Raw genomic sequence first — 26,571 nt, forward strand, 5'->3', positions numbered from 1 at the left:
CCGGAGCCGCTCAGCGGCCCTACTTCGGCACCTGAAACCCGCCGAGCTTCTCTTCCAGCAGTTCGGCCAGCCGCAACGGCGTACGGTCCTCGAACATCGGCCCGACGACCTGCACCCCCACCGGCAGCCCCTCCGCCGACAGCCCCGTCGGCATAGCCGTGGCAGGCAGGCCGGGCATCGTGGCGACACCAGCCCAGACGAGCTGGTCGAAGAACGGGTACTCAACACCGTCGATGTCGATCCGGCATTCCAGCAGCTCGGGATTGTGGTCGTGCGGGAACGCGGGAGTCGGGGTCACCGGGCACACCACGGCGTCGAACTCGGCGAAGAGCTGCCGCCAGCCCTGGCGGTGCAGCTCGCGGCGGTGGTTCACCTCCATCCAGTCGCGGTGGCTGAGCACCATGCCGCGCAGCCGCGACGCGTCGAGGCTCTGATCGTCCGCGCGCAGCCCGGCCGCGCGGATCTGCAGCTGCTCGATCGCCTCGACCGGGAAACGCGCCACTGAGCCGGAGAACAGCAGTTTCGTGTAGAGCGTCGCGGCTTCGGCCAGGTCGGGCAGCAGCGCGCTGTGCCGCTCGACGCGGGCACCGCCGTCGGCCAGCGCGTCGGCCACTCGCTGCACGCCCGCCCGCACCGCGGATCCGGTCGGGATGAAGGGGTGCTCGTCGAGGACCAGGACCCGGAAGTCGCTGAGGCGTTCGTGCCGCGCGGGCGGCAGGGCTAGCTGGTGCGCCACGCCGTACGTCAGCGGGTCCGGACCGGCCATGACGTCGAGCAGCAGCGCGAGGTCGCGGGCGGTGCGCGCCATCGGGCCGACGACGGCGAGATCGAGATCGACCGGCAGCGGCGGCGTGTCCGGTGCGACCATGCCGCGGTTCGCCACCAGTCCGAGCGACGGTTTGTGGCCGTAGACGCCGCAGAAATGCGCGGGCGTGCGCAGCGAACCGCCGATGTCCGAGCCGATGGACAACGCGCCGAACCCGCTCGCCAAAGCCGCCGACGAACCGCCGGAGGACCCGCCCGGCGTGCGGTCGAGATCCCACGGGTTGTTGGTGGTGCCGTAAACCGGGTTGGAACTCTGCAAACCCTGCAGTCCTAATGGGATATTGGTCTTGCCAAGGATCACCGCGCCCGCGTCCTTGAGCCGCGAAACCTGCACCGCGTCCTCGTCCGGCAGGAAGTCCTTGTGCTGCGGCATGCCCCAGGTCGTGCGCAGCCCGGCCACGTTGTAGCACTCCTTGACCGTCACCGGAATCCCGAGCAACGGCCGGTCCTCGCCGCGGGCGCGCGCCTCGTCCGCCGCACGCGCGGCGGCCCGCGCCCGGTCGAAGTCCGGCACGCAGATCGCGTTGATCGCCTTGTCTTCCCGCTCGATGGCGGAGATCGCCTCGTCGGTCAGCTCCGCCGACGTCACTTCCCCAGCACGCAAAGCAGCGATGAGTTCCTCGGCCGACTGAAAATTCCGCTCCATGAATCTGACCGTAACCGCACCATTACTGAGCCATAAAATACGAATTCGCACAACCGGATCGGGCCGCGATCCGGCATGGCGCGGCTCACCCCTCGAACACCAGAAGGACCGCCCCCGGCGCACTCCCCGCTGCCCCCGGACGCACCTCGGTGGTCAGTCCCCGGACCGCGGCCGCGACCCGCAGCGAATGGGCCGCCGCGCCGACCAGAACCCGGTCGACACAGCTCGTTCCTTCGGCGACGACCGCCAGCCCCCGGCTTCCCGCGTGCCGCGACGCCCGGGTGCGCGGCCACCGGTTCTCCTCCGCCAGTCCGGCGAGCACGCCGGGATCCGTGACCGGCACCGCCCGTCCGCGCGGCGGCCCGGAGACCGCGCGCAGTGCGAGAAACCGGTTCCAGTCGCCCGGGGTCGCCGGGTCGTCCGCGCCGGGCGTCACCGCCGCGACCACGTCCGGGCGGCCGGGATCGCGCGGGAACGACAGTTCCGGGCGGATTCCCAGCCCTCGCAGCACAATCCACGCCGTCGACAGGGCCGTGCCGCATCCGGCGAGCACGTGCCGTCCGCCCGGATCGTGCCGGAGCCGCCCGACGCGGGCGATCGCCAGCTCGCCGGGACGGGTCTCGACCACGAACCGGCGCACGTCCAGCCGCGCCAGCGCGTCCGCGAGCACCGCCCGCGCCGACCAGTCCCAGGCGAACGCGAGATCGGTCATCTCGCCGTCCCGGCGGGCATCGGACGCTGCTTCGGGATCAGAGCCGCCGCCTGGCAGGTCGCCAGCAGGCTTTCCGCGTCGGTGACCACGACCCGGTCCGCGAGGCCCGCCGGGACAGCCACCGGCAAACCCGGCGCCGGCGGGACGAGCACCACCGGGACCTGCGCCCGCAGCGCGCACACGACGCCGAACTCGCGCGCGGTGATCTCGTCCCCGGCGGCGCGGACGTCCACGGCGAGCACCGGCGGATCCGCCCGGTCGTCGAGCGGGCACGTGGTCCCCGGCGCGAGGGCCAGGCAGAATCCTTCCCGCGTGTGACACCGGCTCACCCGGCATCCGTTGTCCCGCAAGGGCTGGCAGAGCGCGTCGCAGTCACCGAACTTCGCTTCGGTCAGCAGTACGTGCACGGTGCACCTCATTTCCCAGATCCGCGAGCACGGCCTCCGCGCCGCGGGCGAGTTCCAGGTCTTCCCTGGCGCGGACCACCAGCACCGGCGCGGCCGAGCCGTCCGCGCTGATCGCCCGGTCCGCGTCCGACCGGGTCAGCGCGCCCACCCGCAGTCCCAGCGCCCCGAGACCGCGGGCGACCTCGGCGACCGTTTCCGGCTGGTGCTCCGCGACCCCGCCGGTGAACACGAGCGCGTCCAGCCGGTCGAGGCTGACCGCCGCCGCACCGATCTCCCGGCGGAGCCGATGGACGTAGACCGCGACCGCCAGCGCGGCGTCGGCGCTCCCGCCCGCGGCGGCCGTCCGCACCTCGCCGAGATCGCCGCTGGTCCCGCTCATCCCGGCGAGCCCGGACCGCAGGCACAGCGCGTCGGCCAGCTCGTCCGGCCCCATCGGCGCGGTCTTCATGACGTGCAGCAGCAGTCCCGGGTCGATCGAACCGGACCGGGTCGCCATCGCGGGCCCTTCCAGCGGCGTGAACCCCATCGAGGTGTCCACACTCCGCCCGCCGCGCACCGCCGTCACCGACACCCCGGCGCCGACGTGCGCGCAGACCAGCTGCAGCTTGTCCGCCGGCCGCCGCAGCAGTTCGGCAGTGCGGCGCACCGCGTACTGGACCGACAATCCGTGAAACCCATAGCGGCGCAACCGGTTCTGCCGCGTCCACTCGCGCGGCAGCGGATAGTGCGCGGCCGCGTCGGGCAGCTCGGCGTGGAACGCGGTGTCGAAGCAGGCCACCACCGGAACCTCGGGCAGCAGCGCCCGGACCTCCTTGGCGACCTCCAGCGACAGCGGCTGGTGGATCGGCGCCAGCGGGACAAGCCGGTCGAGACGCGCGAGCAGCCGGTCAGTCACGAGTACCGGTGCCTTCTGTGCGCCGCCGTGCACGAACCGCACCGCCACCGCGTCCGGCCGCGGCCAGCGCTCCACCGCGTCGAGGACCGCGCCGGACAGCCCGCTCGGCCAAGCCGCCCAGCCGACTGCCGCTCCGTCGTGCACGACCGCGGCCTTCAAACTGGACGAACCAGGGTTGAGGGTCAGGATTCGCACTGGGTTCTCCTCGCGCTCGGCGCTCCGCTCGTCCCGCGGGGTCGAAGCTAATCCGGCGCGACCCGCGGTCACTGCGGGCGGACGTCCGCGCTGCCGGAGTCTTTAGTCCCCAGTGCGCCCCAGCCGGAGCGCCGAGACCAGGAAGAAGATTCCGCCCAGGACCGCATAACCGGCCACGTTCGCCAGCGACGGCTCCGGCGCGGCGGCCCCGATGACGAAGTTCGCCCCGGCCAGCACGGAGATGCCGCCGCTGAGGATCATCGGCCACTGGCCGCCCATCCTGCGCCTGCCGACCGCCACGACCAGCTGGACCAGCCCCGCGACCACGGCCCAGGCACCCCACACGCGCAGCACCGCCGGAACCCCGGACGCGCTGGCGATCGCGAGGCCGATCCCCGCGAGCAGGCTGATCGCGATGTTCACGTACAGCCCGGCGGCCCGGGTCGAGCGCGCGTCCACGACCGCGGCGGCGACGTCGAACAGCGGATACCCGACGACCAGCACCACCCCGACCGGGCCGACGTGCGATTTCGACGTGAGGAACAGCAGCGCCGCCCAGACGAGGGCGAACGCGAACCGGACGAAGTACAGCCGGCGCAACACCACGGCGCTTCCGGCGGCGGGCGAGTCAACGATGGTCACAAGAATCCTTCCAGGACTACTAGAGAGATAGAACGTTCGTTCTCTCTAGTAGCCTGTCGGTCCGCCCTGGGCAGCGTCAAGGTGCCCCGTTCTTTCGGAAGTCTTACGGGGCCGCGGAGTCGAGGCGGTGCCGCAGGATGCCCTCGACGCCCTGCAGGAACGTCTCTCCGACCTCGGCCGCGTCCGTCAGGCAGCCTGAGGCCATCGCACCGTCGCGCAGCATGACGAAATGCCGCGCCGCAGGCTCCGGCGCGGTCTCGCCGACCTGCGCAAGCAAGTCCGTCACCGTGCGCAAGAACCAGTCGCGGTGCGCGAGAACGGCTTGGTGCACGGGATGCTCGCGGTCCGGGTACTCCGCCGCCGCGTTGAGGAACGCGCAGCCGCGGAAGTGCGCGGACTGGATGCTCTCGGCGATGAACCCGGCGACCGCGCGCAGGGCGTCGGCCGCGGGCGAATTGTCGGCGAGGATCTTGCCGATCCCCTCGCGCTCCATCTCCGAAACGCCCTGCAGATACGCGACGACGAGGTCTTCCTTGCCCGGGAAATGCCGGTACAGCGTGGCCCGGGTGACCTTCGCCTCCGCCACGATCCGGTCGACGCCCACCGAGTGGAGGCCCTCGGCGTAGAAGATCCGGGTGGCCGTCGCGAGCAGCCTGGACCGCGCCTCGGACACCTGGCCTTTCTGCACCACAACGGCAACGCTAGCAGGTCGCGGCTTCAACGATCGTGGTCCACCGCTGCGCAAGACGACCGCAGGCCGCGACAAGTTCCGGCGGGCGGACGTCGGTCAGCTCGGTGTCGAAAGTGGCCAGGATGCCCGCGATCCCGGCCCACGACCACGCCCCGAGCGTGAGCCGCGCGTGCTCGGCGTCGAGGTGTTCCACCACCGAGCCGCCCGGCGCCCAGCGGGCCACGACGTGCGCGGGCAGGTCCAGCCGCGCGGAGCCGGTGCACGGCCACTCCGCCGGGGTGTCGCCGCGGTCGTGGGTGCTCATCACGAACTGCGCCAGGTCTTCGGCGGGAAGCTCGCGAGCGCGGAAGACCTGGGTGGTCGGACGCGGACGCAGCCGGTCGACGCGGTGCACTCGCCATTGGCGGTCGGTGCGGTCGTAGGCGACCAGGTACCACCGCGCGGCCCACACGACGAGGTGGTGCGGCTCGATCTGGTGCGCGGGCTGGAAATCGGCGTCGGCGGGGTCCGGCCGGGTGCCGTCCGGGCGCAGGAACTCGGCGACGAGCAGGCGGCGGTGCCGTACGGCGGTCCCGACCGCGGTCAGTGCGGCCGGGTCGATGGGCGGCCCGGGGAATTCCCAGTAGTTCCGCAATCGGGTCAGGCGCAGGGATTCCATCGACGCGCGCAGTTCCGGCGGCATGACCTGGTGCAGGGTCGCCAGGGCGCGCGAGGCGTCGTCGCCGAGGCCGAACATCGTGCTGGGTGCGGTTTGCAACGCGACGGCGACCGCGAGGGCCTGGTCGTGGTCGAACAGCAAGGGCGGCAACGTGTTTCCGGCTCCGAGACGGTAGCCGCCGTCGGGGCCGTGGACGGTTTCGATCGAGTAGTCGAGCCCGCGCAGGGTTTCGATGTCGCGGCGGACGGTGCGTTCGCTGGTCTCGAGCCGGGCGGCGAGTTCGCGCAGCGGCCACACCCGTCCGGCGCCGAGCAGGGACAGCAGCCGGAGCGCCCGGTGCGAGGTGTTCGCCATCGTTCCATTGTGTACTGGCCACTCGGTGTCCACTACCCAGGGCAGGGTGGGTTCCGTTCCTGAAAGAACGGAAGGACAGGCAAGCATGCGGGTGGTTGTAGTCGGCGGCGGAATTGGCGGGCTCGCGCTGGGCGCGGGATTGCGCGGCCGAGGGTTCGACGTGGCGGTGTACGACCGCGACACAGACGTGGCGGCGACGGGCGGCTACCACATCACCTTGGACGACCGGGCGCAGTCGGCGTTGGCAGAGCTGGTGGAACCGAAGATCATGCAGCGGCTGCTGGCCTCGGGGTCAGCGCTCCGGCTCCGCGAGCGCGACGCGTTCTGGGACCGGCGCGGCCGGCTTCTCGGCCACGGACCGGACTTGAGCGCCAGCGGCAGTGTGGACGTCGACCGGATCACCTTGCGCACGCTGCTCGCCGAAGCGGTCGGTGACGACCTGCACCTGGGACGCGCCGTCTCCGGCGTCAGCAGCGACGGCCCCCAGGTCCTCTTCGCCGACGGCGCACCGGTCTCGGCCGACCTGGTGGTGGGCGCGGACGGGGCCCACTCGGTGGTCGCCCGACACCTCGCCGGCGGTCCGACGAACCGTCCGGCGGGCATCATCGGATTCTCCGGCCGCACCCTCCGCCGCGACCTGAGCCTGCCCGAGCAGGAACGGCTGCGATCTCGCTCCGGCACCGCGATCGCACCGCACGGTGCGGCGCTGTACGTCGGTTTCCTTGACCCAGTAGGCAATGCCGCGCTCGACGCCCCCGAACTCCGGATGTCCGTCACCACCGGCCCGACCTATATCTGGGGCGCGATGCTCCCCGAATCCGCCGCGACCGAAACCCTGCGCACCCTCCGCGGCGGCGAACTGCAGGCCGCGATCCTGGCCACCTTCCGCAAACGACGCTGGGCCGAGCACACCCTCGAGGTCATCGCCAAGGCCGATCCGCAGAGCGTCGCCGCGTTCCGCTTCAACGCCGCCTCCACTCGGGCCGCCGATCTCGCACCGTGGCCCGCCGGCCGGATCACCGCACTCGGCGACGCCGTCCACGCCACCCCGCCCACTGCTGGAATGGGCGCGGGCGCGGCGATTCGCGACGCCGCGAGCCTGGTGCGGCACCTGTCCGAAGACGACAGCACCGCTGCCGTCGGACGGTTCGAGGCCGAGATGCGCCAGCGTGGCAGCGAGGTGCTGACGTTGGCGATGAAGACCGTCCGGTGGATCCTCGCCACCGACACCGCTCTGGGCGCCGCCGCTACCGCCGCGGCCACGCCGATCCTGGCAGCGGCGGCTCGGCTGCGTCGCTGACTTGACGGGCAGAGCCGGTCGCGTGCTCTGCCCGCTCAAGGCCGCCGGAACGGCGTGTGCACACCGCGATAGCCCCTCCGCCGGCTCAAATTCCGCGGCGGGTCAGCCTTGAGCCTCGCGAAGAATCCGCACCGCCTTCGGGCCGACGCCGTGCAGTGCGAGGAGTTCCGCGTCGGTCCGCTCGGCGGTGTGCGCGAGGGTCGTGATCCCCGCCGCGTGGAGGGCACGCGTGGCGGGGCTCCCGATCGCCCTGGGCAGGTCGCCGACTTCGCCCGCTATCGCCGTGGCCGCCGCGGCTACCGGGGCGGCCAGCCGCTTCGGCGCGCGGGCCAGCCACGCCCGCCGGACCCAGTGGTTCAGCTGCTGTCCGTCGAGGTCCCCGATCGGCAGCCGCACCCCGGCGCGGGCGACCCGGCGCGCGGTCGGGTGTTCCGCGCGCAGTTCGTCCGCGTCGGGCCCGGTCATCCGGAGCACGACCTGCCGATCCGGGCGCAGGGCGGCGAATTCCTTGCCCCGCACGGCGAACGCGACCGTGCCGTCGACGGTCAGCTCGGCCGTTTCGGGGTAGGACAGGGCGGTTCTGCGAAGCTGGGCCAAGGTCGTCACCAGCACAGGCTGGCACGGACGCGGCCGTTTCGCCGGTCAGGCCGCGTCCGGCGCGCCGAGGAAGTCGAGCACTGCCTCGCGCAATTCCACTCCGACGAGCGCGCCGCGGTGATCGCCCGCGACCTGGCGCATCAGCGCGCCCGGCACCCGCGCGGCCAACTCCTCGATGCCGTGCGCCATCAGGTCTTCGCGTCCGGCGAGAAACAGCGTCGGGACGGCCGGGACGCCCGCACTCGGATCGAACGGCTCGGCTGCCAGGCCCTCGACGAGGTTCAGCAGCGACTCCGCGTCCCCCGCGCTCGCCATGGCGGTGATCGCGCCGGTAAGCGGATCGGCGGGCGACGGTCCTCCTTGGACAGCCGCCCGCGCGGCGGCGAGATCGACCGCGGCGAACGGTTCCCGCGGGCTCAGCCCGCCGAGAACGAGGCGGCGCACCGACGTCCGCGGATGCCGGGCGAGATCCCAGGCGAGCCGCGCGCCGAGCGAGTAGCCGACGACGTCGACCTCCTCCGTGCCCGCGCATTCGGCCAGCGCGTCGACGACCCGGGCGGCGGTGACTTCCCCCGCCTCGGCAACCTTCGGACCGCCGGGATGACCGGGCAGGTGCACCACGATCGTCTCCCGCCCGGCGGCCGCCAGCGGGTCGGCCCAGCACTCGGCGGGCCAGTCCGCCGCGGCCGAGGACGCGAAACCGTGGATCAGCACGACCGGAGGCCCGGCCGCGGGACGGACGGACAGCGTGCGGGTGACCGGGAACGCGGTTGTCATTCTCCAAGCGTAGACAAAACCTGCCGTCCGGTCCAGGCCGGTGCCGAACGGCCGGGAAACGGCCGCGCACCGGCCGGGCCGTCGAGATGCGCCCGGCCGATCCCGGCGAAAATCCCCGGCCCGCGCCTACGCGATCCGGCCGGGATCGCGTAGGCGAACCAGCGAGGACGACGCGCCCCGCCTAATCGAGCCTCGGGCGCTTGGCGGGCCGTCCGTCGGGAGCGGGCGGGTCCGGCAGCTTCGGCGCGGTGGGCGTGGTCGGCGCGGCGGGCGTCCACTCGCCTTCCTTGTAGGAAGGCCACGGCCCGCCCTGGTCCTTGAACCTCGGGTTGTCCCGGTTCCAGTACTCGGGCAGCCCGTGGTTGTTCGGTCCGGGGGCTTCGTACCGGTCCTCTTTCGACCCGCTGCCCGACGAACGGCCCGCGGACTCGATGCCGTGGTAGGTGTCGGTCTGGTTGTTGTGCTCGAGGTTGTCCTGGCGCGGCCGCTTCATCCCGTTCTTGTTCCAGTCGGTGCCCGCCGCGGTGTCGTGCCCGAGCACGCCGCCCTGCCGGTCGGGGTCGTTCTTGAACGCGGGGTTCTTGCTCTTGCTGTGCCCCTTGATCTCGTTGCCCGGCTGGCCGGTGTACGACTCGCCGGGCTGTTTCGTGTCGAACCGCCGGTCCGGATGGCTCAGCCAGTTCTTCAGCTTCGTCTGGTCAGTCCGGCTCAGCTGGCCGAGATTGTCCTTGTCCAGGTGCTTCAGTTCGGGAGGCAGCGGCGACTTCGCCGCCTTCGCCCAGAGCGGGATCATGTTGCCGTGCATGTGGTCGGGGTTGACGTAGCCCGCCGCGGTGCGGTTGCTGTACTTGGGCACCATCTTGCCCGTTTTCTTGTCCAGCTTCTTCGCCCCGTACTTGCCCCCGGGCGACATCTTCTCGTACCAGGCGGGCCCGTGAATGGGCAGGTCGGTGTTGATCCGGAGATTCGGCCGGCCTCGCGTGGTGGTGCCCGAGGGCCCGGCGCCCGAGGGCGTGGTCCCGGTGCACGACTGCGGGGCGAGCCCGTACGGGTCGGTGTACGCGTGCGGGTTGCCCGCGAAGGCGTACTCGTGGGAGCCGCCGTCGAGGCCGATCGGGTCCGGGCTGAGATAGCGGGCCAGCGCCGGGTCGTAGTAACGCGCGAGGTTGTAGTGCAGCCCGGTTTCGGCGTCGTAGTACTGGCCTTGGAACCGCAGCGGCGTGCTGGCGCCGGCCGCGGTCTCCTGCACGGCCGTGCCCCACAGACCGGTGCGCGCGTACCAGGTCACGCGGCCGTCCGGGGCCACCAGTTCCGCCGGGGCTCCCGAGAGGTCCGCCACGATCAGGTTGAACTGCTCGTCGACCGGCTCGCGCGGAGCCAGTTCCCGTTGCAGCAGCGGGCGGAAGCTGTCCGGCTCGTAGTCCCACGCGGTGACCCGGCCGCGCGCGGCCTGTTCCACCAGGACGCGGTCGTCCCAGGTGAAATCGATCCGCTCGAGCAGCGAGACGCCGTCCGCGGCGAAGTGCTCCTTGGCGATCCGGCGGCCGAACGGGTCGTACGTGTAGTGCCAGCGGGTGCCGTCCGGGGTCAGCACGTCGGTGAGCTGGTCGCCGGGATTCCACGAGAACTGCCAGACCGCGCCGGGAGCCTCCCGCCGGACCATGCGCCCGCGTTCGTCGTGGACGTAACGGACCGCGCCCGCGCCGTCGACGACGTTGCCGCGGAACATCCGTCCGCCGACCGCGTGCCGCTCGGTTTCGGTCGGCCAGTACGCGTTGACGAGGTTGCCCGCGGGGTCGTAGCCGTAGCGCTCGGTCCACTGCGGCGAACGCACCGCCGTGACGCGGCCGGCCGCGTCGAGGGTGAACTCGCGCGGTCCGGTGAGCCGGTCGCGGAGCGCGCCGAGGTGTCCGTCCGGGCGGTACTGGTACGCGCGTTCCTGCACCGGTTGCCCGGCGCCGGTGCTGATCGTCTGCGCGAGCAGCTGCGCCGCGGGCGACCAGGCGGACTCGACCGTGACGCCGCCGTCCAGCGTCCGCCGGACCTCCCGGCCCGCCGGGTCCCGGTCGAAGCGCAGCGTGCGCCCGCCCGCGTGCAGCGCCGCCGGTTCGCCGGCTTCGTACTCCCACGTGCTTTCCGCGCCGGACGGCGTCCGCCGCCAGATCCGGCGTCCGGCCGCGTCGTAGGCCGACCGGGTCGTGCGGCCGTTCACCGTCTCGGCGACGACGCGTCCGGCGGCGTCGCGTTCCAGGGTGACCTTGGTGCGCCCGTCGTCCGCGCCGGTGATCCGGTCGTCGGGGTCGTAGCTGAAGCGCGTGGTCACGTCGCCGACGGTCTGCTCGACGATGTTCCCGGCCAGGTCGTAGCGGTACGTCGAGGTGCCCGCCGGGTCGGTCCGCTCGATCAGCTGTCCGGCCGCGTCGTAGCGGTACCGCACGGTCACGCCGCCGAAATCGGTCTCCCGCACCAGATATCCGGCGGCGTCGTACTCGTGGCTCCAGACGAGGCCCTGCTCGTTGGTGACCGAGACGAGCCTGCGCTCGGTGTCGTAGCCGAACGAGACCCGGCTGCCGTCCGCGCGGTTCTCCGCGGCGAGCAGGTCGAAGTGGGTGTATTCGCCGGTGCTGACCCCCGCCCCGGCGTCGGTGTGGGTGCGGGCGTTCCCCTCGCCGTCGTAGGTCCACCTCTCGAGCGCGCCGTCGGCGTCCCGGTGCCAGACGAGCCGACCGTCCACTGTGTACCCGAACTGGTCCTGCGTGCCCGCCGGGGTGGTGATCGAGACGATCCGGCCGAAGCGGTCCCGGTCGTAGCGGGTCGTGCCCCCGCGCGCGTCGGTGACCGCGACCGGGAGCCCGCTCTCGTCGGACTCGATCCGCGTGGTCGCCCCGAGCGCGTCGGTCACCGACGTCAGGACCCCGCGGTCGTCGTACGTGCTGGTGACGGTCGCGCCGTCCGGTTCGGTCTCGCGCAGCAGGTTGCCGGACTCGTCGTACTCCCACCGCTTGACCTGGCCGGACGGTCCGGTCATCGACACCGGCAAGCCGAACTCGTTGCGCTCGTAGGTGGTGCGGGCGCCGTCCGGGGCGGTGACCGACAGCAGTTCGCCGAGGCTGTCGTAGGTGTAGGAAGTGGTGCGGCCCAGCGGATCGGTCTCGCTGAGGAGCCGGTCGCGGACGTCCCATTCGTAGCGGGTCGTGCGGCCGAGCGGGTCGGTCTCGGCGATCACCTGACCGGCCTCGTTGAACCGGAACTCCGTGGTTTGGCCCAGTGAATCGACCGACCGGGTAATCCGGTTGTCCCGGTCGTACTCCATGGTGCCGGTGAGGAATCCGCCCGAGCCCTCGGTGCGCACGACGCGGCCGTCGGCGTCGTAGTGGTATCGGTACCACTCGCCGTTGCGGTCGGTCCACGACACGATCCGGCCCGCGTCGTCGTACTCGTAGCGCATGGCCGCGCCGGACGGGTTGACCACCTCGGTGAGCTGGCCGTCGGTGTAGCCGAACCGGGCGAGTTCGACGTCCGGACCGGCGCCGACCGAATGGTAGGCGGTGACGCGGCCGCCGGACGTGGTCACGCGCACGCGGTACCCGGCGCTGTGCCGCAGCTCCACCGGGGTTCCGTCGGCGTCGCGCAGGAAGTCGACGCGGCGGCCGTGCCGGTCGCTGAGCGAGAGCAGCGCGCCGGTGTCCCCGGAGAACCGCATGGCGAGGGCCGTCACCTGGTCTTCCACCAGGTACCCGCCGTCGTCCAGCCGGGTCAGCGGGCGCAGCGGGCCCTGTTCGGCGACGATCCACTCGCCGACCCGCGGATGCGCGTAGTGGGCCACGGTGCCGTCCGCGACGGCGAGGCTGACGCCCGCGTCGTGCACCTCCAGCCGCTGGTCCACAGTGGACATCCAGCTCGCGCCGAACAGCCCGCCGGTGCGGAAACCGGAGAAATGCGTGCGTTCCAGCCGCAGCGGCAGCGTGCCGAGGAACTCGGCGTCGACCTCGGCGAGGATCATCTGCCCGGTCGAGACGTCGATCGGGTCCTTCTCGCAGCGCACGTTCTCCGGCGAGCGCGGGTTGGGGCCCTGGTCCTTCAGCGGCGGCGGCGATTTCGGTTGCGCGGCCGGGGGTTTCTTCGGCACCGGCGGCGGGGGCTGCATCCCGCGGGAAGCGGGCGGCGGCACCGGGCCGCCGCCGTGGCCGCCGCCCGGCGAGGAGTCGCCCTTCGGCGGAGGAGGCGGTGGGTCGCTCCGGTGCGGCGGGGGCGGAGCCGCCGAGGACGCGGTGGTGGACTCGTCGGCCTTGCCGCCGCCCTTCCCTCCTGGGGAGCCCTTCGGCGTCGAGATGTCCTTGGGCTTCGGCGCGGCGGGCGGCTTGCCGCCCTTGAGGCCCTTCAGGGACTTGGCGGCGTCGCCGAACAGCGTCCCGGCCTTCTTCAGCAGCGGCACCAACGCCTTGAGCGCCTGCACCAGGCGGGTCGTGAGCTTCGCGATCTGCGCTGCGGTCTTGGCGACCGCCGCGGCGACCTGCGGCACGACCCACGCCAGGCCGATGCCTGCCGTCAGCAGGACCTGCAGCGCCCAGCTGATCATGTGCCCGACCAGTTGCGCGATGATGTCGCGCACCAGCATCCGCACCGCGGCGACCACCTCGCCCGCGGTCTTCACCCCGGACGCCGCGCCCTCGGTGCCCTTCTGCGCCGCGCCCAGCAGGTTGGCGACGTCCTTGGTCCGCTCGCGGTAGGCGTCGGCCGCCTCGCCGGCCCAGGACTGCAGATCCCGTTCGACCTGCTCGGTGAGGTCGGCGCCGATTGACTCGAGTTCCTTCGCGACGTTCGTCCAGGTCTCGGCTTGGGCCTTGATCTGGTCCGCGTCGCCGGTGAGCGCGTTGAGCGCTTCCTTCAGCGGACCCACGTGCTCCATCAGCCAGGCGACCCCGGCCGCGAGGATCGCGCCGAACGGGTCGAGCGCCATCGAGAGCGCGTCCAGCGCGACCCCGACCGCCCCCATCGCGGCCGACGCCCACGACCCGCCTTCTGATCGCCTCTTTCAGTCCCGCCGCGCCCTCGAGAAGGCTGATCCCGGAATACGCCGTCGTCGAATCCTGCGTCGGCGCAATCAGCGGATTGCTCAAGAAGCCCCCTCGGCTCGTCCCTCGCTGGCATCCGACGTTAGCAGTGGACTCCCCGAGCGCGGGTTCAGAGAGCGACCCTGGCCATCAGCCCGTCGATGTAGGCGCGATACCGCCCGGCGACCTTCCCGACCGGATGCATCAGGCTGGTCACGTTGGCCCCGATGGACACCGCGACGATTTCGTCCGCCAGCACCGTGATCGCGGGCGCGTCGGGCTCCTCCCCTTCCCCCGGGCGGCGGCGATCCGCGTGGTCAGCTCGGCCCGCCAGCTGGTCAGCAGATCCCGGTACTGCCGGGCGAGATCCGGGTTCGCGACCGAGTGCTCCCACAGCACGAGCAGCACCCGCGCCGACGCGATCTGGTGCTCGTCGAACGGAATCGCCGCCTCGACGAACCCGCGCAGCGACTCCATCGGGCCGAGCGAAGGGTCCAGTTCGGACATCCGCTGCGACGTCTCCTGCAGCACGCTCTCGAACGTCGCCGCGATGATGCTGTCCTTGCTGGGGAAGTAGTGCTTGAGGGCACCGTTCGCGAACCCGGCCGCGGTGACGATGCTGCGCATCGTGGCGGCTTCGAACCCGCCTTCGATGATCAGCTTCTTGGCGACCTCGACGATCTCCCGTCGTCGCTGATCGTGATCGATGACCTTAGGCATGGTTACAGACTCTAACTCGTATTCTCGCGCTGCGGAGGTGACCCTGCGGGTGCCGATTCGGGGCGGCGGGCCCCGGAATCGTCACCCGAGCCCGAGCCGGGCGGCCCGGCGTTCCGCCTGCCGGGCCGGGTCCGCCACCGGCGCGGCCAGCAGCAGCCGCTGCGTGTACGGATGCTCCGGCGTGCGGGTGACCGTCGCCGTCAGACCGGATTCGACGATCTCTCCCTGGTACAGCACCGAAACCCGATGGCAGATCCGGTGCACGACGCCCAGGTCGTGCGACACGAACAGATAGGACACCCCGGTCTCCCGCTGCAGGTCCAGGAAGAGATCGAGGATCGTCGCCTGCGTGGTCAGGTCGAGCGCGCTCACCGGCTCGTCGCACACGATCAGCCGCGGCCGCCGGACCAGCGCCCGCGCGATCGCGATCCGCTGCCGCTGCCCGCCGGAGAACTCGCCCGGGTACCGGTGCACCGCGTCGGCGGGCAGCCGCACCCGGTCCAGCATGTCCGCCACCACCGAGCGGGCCGCCGTCCGCGACGTTCCGGCCACGACCAGCGGTTCCGCCAGGACTTCCCCGACGGTCATGGTCGGGTCCAGCGAACCGTACGGGTCCTGGAACACCACCTGGATGTCACTGGCCAGCCGCCGCCGGACCGCACCGCGCGCGTGCGTGATGTCCTCGCCGTCGAAGGTGATCCGGCCGGACACCGGCGCGGCGAGTCCGAGCACGGCTTTGCCCACAGTGGACTTCCCCGACCCGCTCTCGCCGACCAGCCCGACGCATTCGCCCGGCCCGACGTCGAGCGAAATCCCTTTCAGGGCCCGGAAGCGCACCCGGCGGCTGAGCCGGTAGTCGACCACCAGGTCCTCGATCGCGAGCAGCGGAGCCGTCATCGTCCGGCCTCCTCTCCGGCCGCGTGGGCGAGCCCGCGCCGTTCCCAGGCCTGGTCCAATTCGTCCCGTCCTTCGGTGTCGTCGAGCGACGCGCTGATCAGCTCGGCGGTGTAGGGGTCCTCCGGCGCGCGGAAGATCTGGTCCACCGGGCCGGTTTCCACGATCCGGCCGTCCTTCATCACCACGACGCGGTCGCAGATGTCCGCGACGACGCCGAAGTTGTGCGTGACGATCACCAGCGCCATCCCGTACTCGGCCTGCAGTTCGCGCAGCAGCTCCAGCACCTCGGCCTGCACCGTGACGTCCAGCGCGGTCGTCGGCTCGTCGGCGACCAGCAGCGACGGCCGCCCGGCCACCGCGCCGGCGATCAGCACGCGCTGCGCCATCCCGCCGGAGATCTGGTGCGGGTAGCTGGCCATGACCCGGTCCGGGTCGGTGAGGCCGACGCGCACCAGCACCTCGCGCGCCCGCTTCTTCGCCGCGGCCTTGTCCAGCCCGTGCACGCGACGCAGCGGTTCGACGAGCTGGTGCCCGATCGGGTAGCACGGGTCGAGGTTCGTCATCGGTTCCTGCGGCACGTACCCGATCTCGCGGCCGAGCAGTTTCGCGCGCTCCGCGGCTTTCCCGACCTCACGGCCGCCGACCCAGATGCCGTCCGCGACCCCGGTCCCGCCCGGTGGCAGGAGGTCGAGCACTGAGAACACCGTCTGCGTCTTGCCCGACCCGGATTCGCCGACGATCCCGAGCACCTCGCCGGGAGCCGCGTCCAGCGACACCCCGCGCACGACCTCTTTGACGCCCTTGTCTGTCGCGTACCCGACGCGCAGGTTCTCGATCCGCAGCGCGCAGTCCGCCGCCGCGTGCTCGTGCGCGCCCGAAGCGCCGTCATTGCCCAAGGCGTCCGGCGAAGGAGCTGCCAGCGCTTCCCGCACGCGTGCCCGGCCGCGCCGCGTAGGCTGTTCGGCGCGGACGCTGACCAGGTCGGCGAGCGTCGAGCCGATGAACGCCAGCGCCGCGATGGTCACGCCCAGCGCGATCGATGGCCACAGCAGGATCAGCGGGTACGTCAGCATGTTCAGGAAGCCGTCGTTCATCGTCTGGCCCCAGCTGGGCGTCGACGCCGAGCCGATGCCGAGGAACTGCAGACCGGCCTGCATGCCGATGGCGAGCCCGGCGGTGAGCGCGGTCTGCACGATGATCGGCGCGTACACCGCGCGCAGCAGGTGCGTGCGCAGGATCCGCAGCGTGCCGACGCCGGCCACGCGCGCCGCGTCGATGTACGGCTCCCGGCGAACGGTCAGCGCGCGGGCGCGGGTGATCCGGTAGTAGCCGGGCGAGAGGAACACGCCGAGCGCGATCATCAGCACGGTGAAGTCCTGGCCGGTGCCCGCCGCGACGACCAGCAGCACGATCATCCCGGGCACCGACTGCAGCGCGTCGCTGATCCACGAGCAGATCCGGTCGGTCGCGCCGCCGAAGTACCCGGCGACCACGCCGGTCGGGACGCCGAGCACGATCCCGGTGACGCAGGTGATCACGCCGCCGTACAGCGTGGTCCGCGCGCCGTAGAGCAGCCGGCTCAGGATGTCGCGTCCGGCGGAGTCGCCGCCGAGCAGGTGCCCGTTGCCGGGTTCGGCGTGGGTGAGCGCGAAGTCGACGTGGTTCGGGTCGTAGGGGGCCAGCCACGGCGCGAACACCGCGGCCAGCACGACCAGCGCGAACACGACCAGCGCGACGACGCCGACCGGGCGGCGGAAGTACCGGCGCAGCAGGGAAATCCGCTTCACCGGGGCGAGCGTGGCGGGGAACGGGGCAGCGGTCATCGGTCGCGCACCTTCGGGTTGACCCACCCGAGCACGAGGTCGAGCAGGAAGTTGACGATCACGACGAACACGACGGTCACCGCGGTCAGGCCGAGCAGCACCGGGATGTCGCCGATCTGCGACGCCGACTGCGTCAGGCTGCCGATCCCCGGGAGGTTGAAGACGATCTCCACGACCACCGCGCCGCCGAGCAGGCCGACGAACATCAGCGCCAGCACCGTCAGCGCGGACGGCGAAGCGTTGCGCAGCACGTGCGTCGTGACCCGGCGCGAGGACAGGCCGCGCGCCCGCAGCGTCCGGACGAAGTCCTGGTTGGCGACCTGCAGGAAGCCGTTGCGCAGTTGTTCGGCGATCATCACGATCGCGCCGAGCGACAGCGAGATCGACGGCAGCGCGATCGACCGCAGCCAGCCTACGAACGACTGGTCCGGCGACACGTAGCCGACCGCGGGGAACCACTGCAGCTGGATCGCGAACCAGGTGACCAGCACGAGGCTGACCCAGAACCCGGGCAGCGCGAACAGCACCACCGACGCGAGCTTCAGCACGCGGTCGACGACGCCGCCGGGACGCAGGCCGCAGATCACCCCGACGAGCACGCCGAGGATCGCCGCGAGCAGCGTCGCGGCGATGACGACCGACAGCGTCACCGGCATCCGCAACGCGATCTGCTCGCCGACCGGCTGGAAATTCCGCCAGGAAGTCCCAAAATCTCCGGTGGCGGCGTGCGACAGCCAGTCCCAGAACTGGACGAGCAGCGGCCGGTCGTACCCGATCTGGGCGCGCAACGCGGCCTGCTGGGCGGGGGTCGCGCTATTGCCGAGCAGCCCGGCGGTCGGGTCCCCCACCGCCGTGTGCGCCAGGAAGAACGTGCCGCTGGTGACGAGCACGAGCAGCAGGATCCCGGAGACCAGGCGTTTGACGATGAATGTGAGCATGTTCCGGCTCCTTCCCGTGGTCCGTCCACACAGGACGGACCACGGGACGACGGGCGCGTCAGCCGCGCTGGATGAACCGCAGCGTCGGGAACATCATGCCGGTGATCGGCGTGACGGTGATGCCCTTGACGCTGTAGTAGAGGTTGTCGGCCTGGTACCACACGTTCCACCAGGCGAGGTCCACGAGCTTCGTGTTCAGCTCCTTGAGCGCCGCGGTCTGCGCCGGGCCGGGCTGGGCCTGTTCCGCCTTCCGCACGAGCGCCTTCACCTCCGGGAAGGCGTCCACCGACGGATTGGGGTTGTACCACTGCTTCGACGTGACCTGGTCGGTCAGCGTGGCCATGTCGTTGCCGTCCATCGCGATCACCGCGAGGAACATCGGGTACGTCGGCGCGTTCTTCTGGTAGTCCGGCATCGACATGTTCTGCCAGTCGACCTTGATGCCCAGCTGCCCGAACGTCTGCTCGGCGGCGGGCTGCCACGCCTGGAAGATCGTGGACATCGGCATCTTCAGGCTGAAGCCGTTCGGATAACCCGCCTCGGCGAGCAGCTGCTTGGCCTTGGCGAGGTCCGTCTTGTACTTGCCGTTGCCCGCCGGGTCGTACACCTGGCTGCCGCTCGGCCACAGCTGGTCGGTGACCGTGCCGGCGTCGTTGCCGACCGCCTTGAGGATCCCGGCCGCGTCGAAGGCGTAGGAAATCGCCTGCCGCACGCGCTGGTCGCCGAGCGCCTTCACCTGGCTTCCGGTGCGGTCGGCGAACTGCACGCCGACCCACGACGCCGGTTTCTTCGCGACGTTCCAGCCGTTCTGCTGCGCCTTCGGCAGGTTCGCCGCGTTGGCGAACTGGACGTTCAGCTGACCGGACAGCATCGCGTTGAAGCTGGCCGCCTGGTCGGTGATCGGGAACAGCCGCACCGTCGGGAACGGATACGTGGCGCTGTCCCAGTGCTTCGCGCGCTTCTTGAACACGTACTGCGACTGCGGCTGCGAGGACGCCTTGTCGAAGGTGTACGGGCCGGAACCGTCCGGGCCGTTGGCGAGCGACTTGGCCTTGATCGCCTTGGGCGAGGCCATCCAGCTGCGGCCGAGACCCATGAAGTACAGCAGCGCGTCGTCGCGTTCGGACAGATGGAGCACGACGGTCGAGGGGTCCTTCGCCTCGACGCTCTTCACGTCGATGTAGGCCTGCCCGGACCGCGTGCCGGACTTGAGGTGGTTCAGGTTCTCGACCGCAGCGGCGGCGTCGAACTTCTGGCCGTCGTCGAACGCGACGTCGTCGCGCAGGTGCATCGTCAGGCTCAGCCGGTCGGCCGACCAGTCCCACGACTTCGCGAGCGCGGGAATCGGCTTGGCGTCCTTGTCCAAGGCGACCAGCGGGTCGTAGACCGCGGACAGGTACGGGCCGTCGAAGCCGATGTCGGCGTTGGCCGGGTCCCACGACGTCACGTCGAGGAACACGCCCGCCTTCAGCTCGTCAGTGCCCGCGCCCGCCCCGGCGGCGCCCGAGCCGGTGCATCCGGCGATCGCGAGCAGCGCCGCGGCGGCCGCCGCGAACAACGCCGCTGTCCTTGTCCTCGTCATTGAGTCCCTCTCTCAGGGTGCTGGACCGCCGGCGGGATCGCTCGGCGCCCCGCCGGGAACGGCGGGCCTTCGAGTGCGGCCCGGCTCGCCGTGGTGCGGGATAGTCTACGATTGTCGGCTAAAAAATCAACGGGCCGGATGCGTTTGTTACTGATCCGGCCAAAAGCAGGCCGACCCCCGCGCGGCACGCAACCGTTGCCGCGAAGCCATTCGGCCGTGGCTGTGGCCGGGTTAGTAACGATCAGCAGAGTATCCGCCGTGTTATCTGCTGGCTCGCGCGCCGTTTTCAGACGGCGTCGGCGACCAGAACGCGCGGACTTCCGGGCAGCGAGAGCACATCGCATACGCGCCATCCTGCACCGTCGAGCCATTCGCGGACTTCCGCCTCCGGATAGACGACGGTTCCGTCGATCACGAAGTACTCCCCCGCGTGCAGCGCGTCGATCGGGCGCTGCCGTTCGCCGTCGTCGAGGAAGAAGTCCAGCAGCAGCAACGTCGCTCCGTCCGCAGCCGCCGCCCGCGCGCTGGCCAGGATTTTCCGGTTCTGCTCGGCGGTGAACCGGTGCACGACGTGGTTCACCATCACCAGATCGTGCGCCCCGCCTGGTTCCGCGGATTCGGTCGGCGCGGGGTCGATGCTCGTGCGATCGGCGAACCCGGCCGCATTCACCGCGTCGGTGATCCCTTGCGTGGACTCGGGTCCGAAAACGAAGCGAGCGGTCAGTGCGGGATTCGCCCGCAGCGCGCCGATCGCGAATTCCGGCGACAATCCGCCCAGATCGAGCATCGAGCGGTAGGGCGAGAAATCGAAGGTGCGCGCGAGCATCGACGCGTGCAGCGCGTTGTAGCGCATGACGCCGGCCATGAACGTCGCCCAGCGGCCCTCGTCCATCTGGAGGTCGCCCGGTTTGCCACTGTCCACAGTGGCGTCGAACTGGAGCCAGTGGCCGTAGCTGATTTCGTTGAGGAAGGTCAGGAACGGCGCCAGATCCGTAGCGCCGTTCCCGCCCAAGTACTCCTGCGCGTCCTCGGCCAGCGAGTAACGGCCGTCCGCGCGTTCTAGCAGGCCGCGCGCGTTCATCGCGTCCGCCAGGATCCGGGTCAACTGCTCGCCCTTGCCGGTGGCGGCGGCGAGTTCCGGCACCGTGCGCGGACCGTCGGCCAGCGCGCGGAACAAGCCGATCCGCGAGGCGGCGAACAACTGCTTCGCGCCCATGTACCCGATGGCGATGTCGACGATGCGGTCCGGCGCTGGTTTCGTCATGTGGCGGCTCCTCACGGCGTCGGGGGTGCCTCTCCGGGCACCCCGGGGAGCTTTAGTCTACGCACGTCGACAAAAAACACCAGCCCCTTCACCAGGTTCCGTCGGCGGCGACCTCGCGGTCGAGCCACAACCCCTTGGTCAGCTCGCGAATCCGGTCCGCACCAACCCGTTCCAGCAAGGCCAGCGCGCCGACATTGTCCTCCAGCTGCGCCTGCCGCGATACGCCCACCAGGACGTTCGCCGTCGCGGGATTGGCCAGGCAGAAGGCAATTCCCAGCTGCGCGGGCGAGGCGTCCAGTTCGTCAGCGATCTTCTGCACGGCCGGCCAGGCAGCGGCGATTTTCTCGCGGATGCCTCCGACATCCGCGCCGATCTTGCGATTCGGCTTCAGATTCCCGACCAGCAGACCGCCTTCGAAAATGTCCGACGCCTGCAGCGTCAGCTGCCCAGAAGCGAACAGAGGCGCGTAAAACTCGCCCTCGGCCATCGACCGGCGCACCAGCCCGTACTTCAGCTGAGCGAACACCGGCGGCGGCAGATCACGTTTGCGCGCAATGGCAAAAGCCGTGCGCAGATCGTCAATCCGCCAATTGTTCACGCCCCACGCGCGGAACCGGCCAGCTTCGATCTGCTCGGCGACTTCCGCGACGACCCGTTCGAGATCGACCTCGCCGAAGTAGTCGCCGACCACGACCAAATCCGCCGACTCGACGCCGACGCGTTCCAGCGAGGTGTTCATCTGCTGCGCGAAGCCGACGTTCGGGTAGTCCCAGAGCCAGAGTTTCCCGCAGTAGAGCCAATCTTCGCGAGCCAGCCCGGCTTCGCGCACCGCGCGGCCGAAGATCCGGTCGGTCTCCGAACCCTCGGCGTGCGGGCCCATGTCGTAGTGCGCGACGTCGAAGAAGGCGTGCCCCAACTCGGCCGCGCGGGCGATCAGCGCCACCGCGTCGCCGAACTCCACCCGGTCCCAGGTGTTCCACGAGCCGAGCGACAACGCCGGCACGCGCGGGAACGCCGGGCCCAGTCCAGGTCGATCCGTCGCCACGATTCCTCCTGCGGTTCAAGGGATTTATTTTCTACGCTTGTATACTATAAGCCCGCGTACCCCGCTCCCGGCGAAAGGAAACGACGATGCCCGCTGCCCGTACCGTGCTGATCACCGGAGGTGCCGGCGGCATCGGCCGCGCGATCGGCGCCGCCTTCGCCCAGGCGGGCGATTCCGTGGTGCTCGCCGACCTCGACGGAGCCGAAGAAGCCGCCAAACCGCTTGGCGGGCGCGGAATCCGGCTCGACATCACCGACGAAACCGCGATCTCCGCCGCACTGGACGAGATCGGCCCGGTCGACGTCCTGGTCAACAACGCCGGCATGCTCAGCGTCCACGGCCGGTTGCTGGACCTGCCCGGCGCGGACCTGCTGCGCATTCTGTCGACCAACGTGCACGGCACGTTCCTGATGACGCAGCTGGTCGCCCGCCGGATGGTCGAACGCGGTGCGCCGGGCGTCGTGGTGAACCTGTCGTCGATCGGCGGACGGCAGCCGACGCCGGGCATGGGCGGCTACGAAAGCAGCAAGGCGGCGGTCGACGCTTTGACTCGCTGGGCCGCGATCGAGTTGGCCGAGCACCAGATCCGGGTGAACGCGGTCGCCCCCGGCCCGGTCGCGACGCCGATGCTCGCCGCCGCCATGCCGCCCGGCTCGCCCGCGCACGACGCGTGGGTGGCCCGGATCCCGGACGGCCGAATGGCCTCAGTCGAGGACGTCGCGGCAGCGGTGGTCTTCCTGGCGAGCCCGGCCGCCGCCCACATCACCGGCACCAGCCTCCCGGTGGACGGCGGACAGCTGCTCACCTGATCCAACCGTCCGTGAAGGACTCCTTGGGGGAATCTGATTCCCCAAAGGAGTCCTTCACGGACGTTAAGCGATCGTCCCAGGCGAACGCTCGAACACGATCCGTCCATCCAGGACAGTCAGATCAACATCCACCTCGGGCAGCTCAGCGGGGCTCACAGCGAACGGATCCGCCGACAGCACGCACAGATCCGCCGCCATCCCCGGCTCAAGCGTGCCCTTCCACGACGCAGCGCCGTCCTGTTGGGCCGGGTGCACGGTGTAGCAGCGGAGCAGGGTTTCCATCCGCTGCCGCACGTCCTCGGCCGGGCCCATCCACTGGTCCGCGGCGGCGATTTCCTTGCGCCAGTCCGGCGGGAGCACCGGCGCGTCGGACGTCAGGCACAGCGGGATCCCCGCGTCCAGCGCCTCCTGCAGCGGCCATGCCGCATCCGAACTGCCCGGGCCCATCGCGGCGTCGACGACCCCGGCGGTCCGCACCGCGATCCCGGCCTGCGCGGACAGCCCGACCCCCAGCCGGGCCATCCGCTTGAGCTGCGCCGCGTTCACCAGGTCGCCGTGGATGACGTAGTGGCCGAGGTCGACGTCCCGTTCTCCCCTGGCCCGCTCGACGGCGTCCAGCATCAGCTCGATCGCCCGGTCGCCCGTCGCGTGCACGCCGACCTGCAGCCCGGCCTCGTGCGCGGTCAGGAGCATCCGGGTGAAGTTTTCCTCGCGTTCCGGGTCGTCCGCGCCCCCGACGAGCAGGTGGGCGTGGCTGCCGTCGGCGTAGCAGTGGTGGGTGTAGGCCGAGCGCATGGGCGGGATGCCGTCGGCGAAGATCTTCACCCCGCGGAAGTTGAGCCGCCGCGGGTCGGGGCCCGGTCCGTCCACTGTGGCCAGTCCGGTGCGGAAGCTGTCGAACGTGCTCGGCCCGTCGAGTTCGCCGTACAGCCAGAGTGCGGTCACCCGCGCCCGCAGCAGCCCTTCGGCGGCCAGCTCCCGGTACTGCTCGACTACGGACATCCCGAACGCGCCGATGCGCCCGTCGTCCTCCCCCGGTCCGAGACCCGGTTCGGTGTAGCTCGTAATGCCCAGTGCGGCAAGGATTTCGCCCGCGCGGAGGATGGCCGCCCGGCGTTCGGCGGCGGTGCGCAACGGCTTCTCCGGACCGGGCCCGGGCGCACCGTCGTCGGCGAAGAGGGTGTCCGGCCACAGCGCGCCGAGCCAGGCACCGTGCAGGTGCGCGTCGTTGATGCCCGGCAGGACCGCGCGGCCGCCGAGGTCGAGCACCTTCGTGCGCGGGCCGATCAGGTCTCGCAGCTCGGCGTCGGTTCCGGCGCGCAGCACGCGTCCGTCCCGCACGGCCAGCGCGGTCGCGGGCGCGGCGCCGGCCATGGTGTGCACCGCCGCTGCCCGCAAGACGAGATCCGCAACTGAGGTCGGCACAGGCGCTCCTGGAGGGATTCGGGGACTCGACATTTTTGTCGACGTCCGTAGACTAACCCATCACACGGCCCGCCCGGGCCTGCCAGTCCCCGGAAAGGTTTCCCATGACCGTCCCGACTTCCACCCGCGCCGCGGTGCTGACCGAGCACGGCGCGCCGCTGGAGCTGACCGAACTCCCGCTGCCCGCCGAACTGGAAGCCGGTGCGGCGCTGGTCCGCGTCTCGTGCGCGACGCTGTGCGGCACGGACGTGGAGATCTGGTCCGGGAAGATGAGTTTCCCGGGCATGCTGCCGATGGTGCTTGGCCACGAAATGGTCGGCGAAGTCGTCGCGGCCGGACCGGACACGCGCGACGCGCTCGGCCGGGAGATCCCGGTCGGAGCCCGGATCGGCTGGTCGGAATCCACCTGCGGCGAGTGCTACGGCTGCACCGTGCTGCGCGAGCCGGTCGCGTGTTCCCGGCGCGGCTACGGATTCCTGCAGCGCTCCGACGTCGCACCGTTCGCGACCGCCGGGCTGTGCGAGTACGCCTACGTCGTCCCCGGCGCGGCGAAACTCCTGCTGCCCGCCGAGGTGCCTGACACCTGGGCCGCGATGGCCGGATGCGCGGCGAAGACCGTGCTGCGCGCGTTCGACCGCGTCGGCGGCGTCCGGCCGGGATCTCGCGTGGTGGTACAGGGATCCGGCGCGCTGGGCCTGTTCGCGACCGCCGTCGCGCACCTCAGCGGGGCGGGCAGCGTTATCACCGTCGGCGCCCCCGCGTCGCGGCTGGAGTTGGCGAAGGAGTTCGGCGCGGACGACGTAGTCGAGGTCTCCGGCGGTTCGGACGCGATCGTCGAGCGCGTCACGGAACTGACCAACGGACACGGCGGCGACCTCGTGCTGGACTTCGCGGGCGCGCCGTCGATCGGCCGCGAGGCGGTGGCGATGGCGGCGCAGCGCGGCCGGGTCGTGATCGTCGGCAGCACCGGGCCGGAGCCGACTCCGGTCCCGCTCGGCACGGTGATGGGCAAGGAGCTGACCGTCGTCGGATCGCTCAACGGCGACATCGCTGACTACCACCACGCCATCGAGTTCTTCGGTTCCTTCGCGACCCGGATGCCGTGGGACCGGCTGTTCGGCAGCACGGTCGGGCTGTCCGGCGCGAGCGAACGGATCGAGGCCATGCACCGGCTGGACGAGACGAAAGCCGTCGTCGACCCACGCCTCCCCTGATCGACCATTTCCTTACGAGCCAACCCCTTACGAGCCAAGGAGGTCTCGTGTCCGCATCCTCGCCCCTGCCCCGCCGCAAGGTCGGGACGTCCGGTTTGGACGTTTCGCTGCTGTCGCTCGGTTCGTGGCACACCTACGACCGGATGGACTTCGCCGACGCGGTCGCGATGATCCGCGCCGCGGTCGAGGCCGGCGTGAACCTGTTCGACGTCGGCGTCTACGGCATGCCCGGCCACCCGCCGGTCTTCACCGACGTCCTGTGGAGCGCGATCGTCCGCGCCGCCCGCATCCCGCGCGAGGACTACCTGGTCTCGGCGAAGCTCTGGATCGAAGGCTTCGGCGACCAGGGTTTCCGGCCACAGCTGGAAAACGCCTTCCTGCGCGGCGGTTTCGACGTCGCGGACCTGGTGATCCTCGGCGACCTGCGCCGCGACGACGTCCTGCTGGAAGACCTGGTCGAAGACCTCGCCGGACTCACCCGGTCCGGCTTGATCCGGGCGTGGGGCGTGAACAACTGGTCGGCCGGGAACATCGCCCGGCTGCGCGAAATCGCCGAAGCCCTGCAGGTGCCCGGGCCGCAGATCGCGCAGCTGAAGTACAGCATCGGCCGCCGCTCCATTCCGGACGGCGAACCGTTCGCCCGGCTGTTCGCCGACGGTTTCGTCATGCAGGCCTCCGACGTCCTCGAAGGCGGGATCCTCGCCGGGCGCACCAATCTGACCCGCGAAATCGGCCGCGACCCTGGCGACGTCCGCAAGCGCATCGTCCGCGACGCGCCCAAGGTGGTCAAAGCCGCGGAAGAACTCGGCACGACCGCCGCCCGGCTCGCGGTGGCGTTCACGCTGACGCATCCGGCGAACGTCACGACGCTCTTCGGCGCGACCCGGATGGAGCAACTGGAGGACAACCTCGCCGCGGTCGACCTGGTGGAGAAGGTCGGCGCGGACCAGATCCGCGCGCTGGTGGAGCCGTTCTGGGCCGACCGCGACGCCGTCGATCCCGAAGGCCCCTGATCGAAGCCCCCGTCTTCACGTCCGTGAGGGGAACCCTGGGGGAATCAGATTCCCGCAGGGTTCCCCTCACGGACCGCACCCCAACCCC

Annotated in this window: 22 protein-coding genes; 4 read left to right on the forward strand and 18 right to left on the reverse strand. The window is 71.0% G+C overall.

Annotation, left to right across the window (positions count from 1 at the left end):
- Positions 1-19: 19 nt before the first annotated feature.
- The 7 genes from RPX00_RS37725 to RPX00_RS37755 all read right to left on the reverse strand — a co-directional run bounded on the left by RPX00_RS37725 (position 20) and on the right by RPX00_RS37755 (position 6,025).
- On the reverse strand, positions 20-1,471 hold the full coding sequence (locus RPX00_RS37725) for an amidase (RefSeq protein WP_406632671.1): 1,452 nt from the start codon (positions 1,469-1,471) through the stop codon (positions 20-22).
- Positions 1,472-1,556: 85 nt separating this feature from the next.
- Positions 1,557-2,183, reverse strand: a complete 627-nt coding sequence (locus RPX00_RS37730) for a hypothetical protein (RefSeq protein WP_406632673.1) — start codon at positions 2,181-2,183, stop codon at positions 1,557-1,559.
- Entirely contained in the window at positions 2,180-2,590 is a 411-nt protein-coding gene (locus RPX00_RS37735; protein WP_406632675.1) for a hypothetical protein, read from the reverse strand. Before RPX00_RS37735 ends, RPX00_RS37730 begins: the two co-directional genes overlap by 4 nt.
- Positions 2,556-3,680 (reverse strand): acetate/propionate family kinase, encoded by a 1,125-nt coding sequence (locus tag RPX00_RS37740; protein ID WP_406632677.1) that lies wholly within the window; start codon positions 3,678-3,680, stop codon positions 2,556-2,558. Before RPX00_RS37740 ends, RPX00_RS37735 begins: the two co-directional genes overlap by 35 nt.
- A gap of 102 nt (positions 3,681-3,782) precedes the next feature.
- Positions 3,783-4,322 (reverse strand): hypothetical protein, encoded by a 540-nt coding sequence (locus tag RPX00_RS37745; RefSeq protein ID WP_406632680.1) that lies wholly within the window; start codon positions 4,320-4,322, stop codon positions 3,783-3,785.
- 103 nt (positions 4,323-4,425) lie between these two features.
- Positions 4,426-4,995, reverse strand: coding sequence for a TetR/AcrR family transcriptional regulator (locus tag RPX00_RS37750; protein WP_406643227.1), 570 nt, complete (start codon positions 4,993-4,995; stop codon positions 4,426-4,428).
- 28 nt (positions 4,996-5,023) lie between these two features.
- Positions 5,024-6,025: a helix-turn-helix transcriptional regulator gene (locus RPX00_RS37755; RefSeq protein ID WP_406632682.1), complete on the reverse strand. Its 1,002-nt coding sequence runs from the start codon at positions 6,023-6,025 to the stop codon at positions 5,024-5,026.
- A gap of 85 nt (positions 6,026-6,110) precedes the next feature.
- Here RPX00_RS37755 and RPX00_RS37760 point away from each other — a divergent pair, with 85 nt between their 5' ends.
- Entirely contained in the window at positions 6,111-7,325 is a 1,215-nt protein-coding gene (locus RPX00_RS37760) for an FAD-dependent oxidoreductase (protein ID WP_406632684.1), read from the forward strand.
- 102 nt (positions 7,326-7,427) lie between these two features.
- Here the strand turns inward: RPX00_RS37760 and RPX00_RS37765 are convergent, their stop codons facing one another.
- The 10 genes from RPX00_RS37765 to RPX00_RS37810 form a co-directional block, all read right to left on the reverse strand.
- Positions 7,428-7,931 carry a hypothetical protein gene (locus tag RPX00_RS37765; RefSeq protein WP_406632686.1) on the reverse strand — a complete coding sequence of 168 codons (504 nt, stop codon included), beginning with the start codon at positions 7,929-7,931 and terminating at the stop codon, positions 7,428-7,430.
- 36 nt (positions 7,932-7,967) lie between these two features.
- On the reverse strand, positions 7,968-8,699 hold the full coding sequence (locus RPX00_RS37770) for an alpha/beta fold hydrolase (RefSeq protein WP_406632689.1): 732 nt from the start codon (positions 8,697-8,699) through the stop codon (positions 7,968-7,970).
- A gap of 181 nt (positions 8,700-8,880) precedes the next feature.
- The gene (locus tag RPX00_RS37775; protein ID WP_406632691.1) at positions 8,881-13,695 is read right to left on the reverse strand and encodes an RHS repeat-associated core domain-containing protein; all 4,815 of its coding nucleotides are present in this window, start codon (positions 13,693-13,695) and stop codon (positions 8,881-8,883) included.
- Positions 13,696-13,966: 271 nt separating this feature from the next.
- Complete coding sequence (locus RPX00_RS37780) at positions 13,967-14,473, reverse strand: TetR/AcrR family transcriptional regulator (protein WP_406632693.1); 507 nt, start codon at positions 14,471-14,473, stop codon at positions 13,967-13,969.
- 81 nt (positions 14,474-14,554) lie between these two features.
- Complete coding sequence (locus RPX00_RS37785) at positions 14,555-15,370, reverse strand: ABC transporter ATP-binding protein (protein ID WP_406632696.1); 816 nt, start codon at positions 15,368-15,370, stop codon at positions 14,555-14,557.
- On the reverse strand, positions 15,367-17,193 hold the full coding sequence (locus RPX00_RS37790; protein WP_406632698.1) for a dipeptide/oligopeptide/nickel ABC transporter permease/ATP-binding protein: 1,827 nt from the start codon (positions 17,191-17,193) through the stop codon (positions 15,367-15,369). Before RPX00_RS37790 ends, RPX00_RS37785 begins: the two co-directional genes overlap by 4 nt.
- Positions 17,190-18,131 (reverse strand): ABC transporter permease, encoded by a 942-nt coding sequence (locus RPX00_RS37795; RefSeq protein ID WP_406632700.1) that lies wholly within the window; start codon positions 18,129-18,131, stop codon positions 17,190-17,192. Before RPX00_RS37795 ends, RPX00_RS37790 begins: the two co-directional genes overlap by 4 nt.
- 58 nt (positions 18,132-18,189) lie before the next feature.
- Positions 18,190-19,713: an ABC transporter substrate-binding protein gene (locus RPX00_RS37800; protein WP_406632702.1), complete on the reverse strand. Its 1,524-nt coding sequence runs from the start codon at positions 19,711-19,713 to the stop codon at positions 18,190-18,192.
- A gap of 286 nt (positions 19,714-19,999) precedes the next feature.
- Positions 20,000-20,977 (reverse strand): methyltransferase dimerization domain-containing protein, encoded by a 978-nt coding sequence (locus tag RPX00_RS37805; protein WP_406632704.1) that lies wholly within the window; start codon positions 20,975-20,977, stop codon positions 20,000-20,002.
- 88 nt (positions 20,978-21,065) lie between these two features.
- Positions 21,066-22,022 (reverse strand): aldo/keto reductase, encoded by a 957-nt coding sequence (locus RPX00_RS37810; RefSeq protein WP_406632706.1) that lies wholly within the window; start codon positions 22,020-22,022, stop codon positions 21,066-21,068.
- 86 nt (positions 22,023-22,108) lie between these two features.
- Between RPX00_RS37810 and RPX00_RS37815 the strand changes: the two genes are divergently transcribed.
- Entirely contained in the window at positions 22,109-22,831 is a 723-nt protein-coding gene (locus RPX00_RS37815) for an SDR family NAD(P)-dependent oxidoreductase (protein ID WP_406632708.1), read from the forward strand.
- Positions 22,832-22,894: 63 nt separating this feature from the next.
- Here RPX00_RS37815 and RPX00_RS37820 read toward each other — a convergent pair whose 3' ends face one another.
- Positions 22,895-24,256 (reverse strand): amidohydrolase, encoded by a 1,362-nt coding sequence (locus RPX00_RS37820; protein ID WP_406632710.1) that lies wholly within the window; start codon positions 24,254-24,256, stop codon positions 22,895-22,897.
- 104 nt (positions 24,257-24,360) lie between these two features.
- Here RPX00_RS37820 and RPX00_RS37825 point away from each other — a divergent pair, with 104 nt between their 5' ends.
- Both RPX00_RS37825 and RPX00_RS37830 read left to right on the forward strand, forming a co-directional pair.
- Positions 24,361-25,470, forward strand: coding sequence for a zinc-binding dehydrogenase (locus RPX00_RS37825; RefSeq protein ID WP_406632713.1), 1,110 nt, complete (start codon positions 24,361-24,363; stop codon positions 25,468-25,470).
- Between the two features lie 47 nt (positions 25,471-25,517).
- Positions 25,518-26,483 (forward strand): aldo/keto reductase, encoded by a 966-nt coding sequence (locus RPX00_RS37830; RefSeq protein ID WP_406632715.1) that lies wholly within the window; start codon positions 25,518-25,520, stop codon positions 26,481-26,483.
- Positions 26,484-26,571 lie beyond the last annotated feature (88 nt).

Source organism: Amycolatopsis sp. WGS_07 (assembly GCF_045278895.1).
Lineage (GTDB): Bacteria > Actinomycetota > Actinomycetes > Mycobacteriales > Pseudonocardiaceae > Amycolatopsis.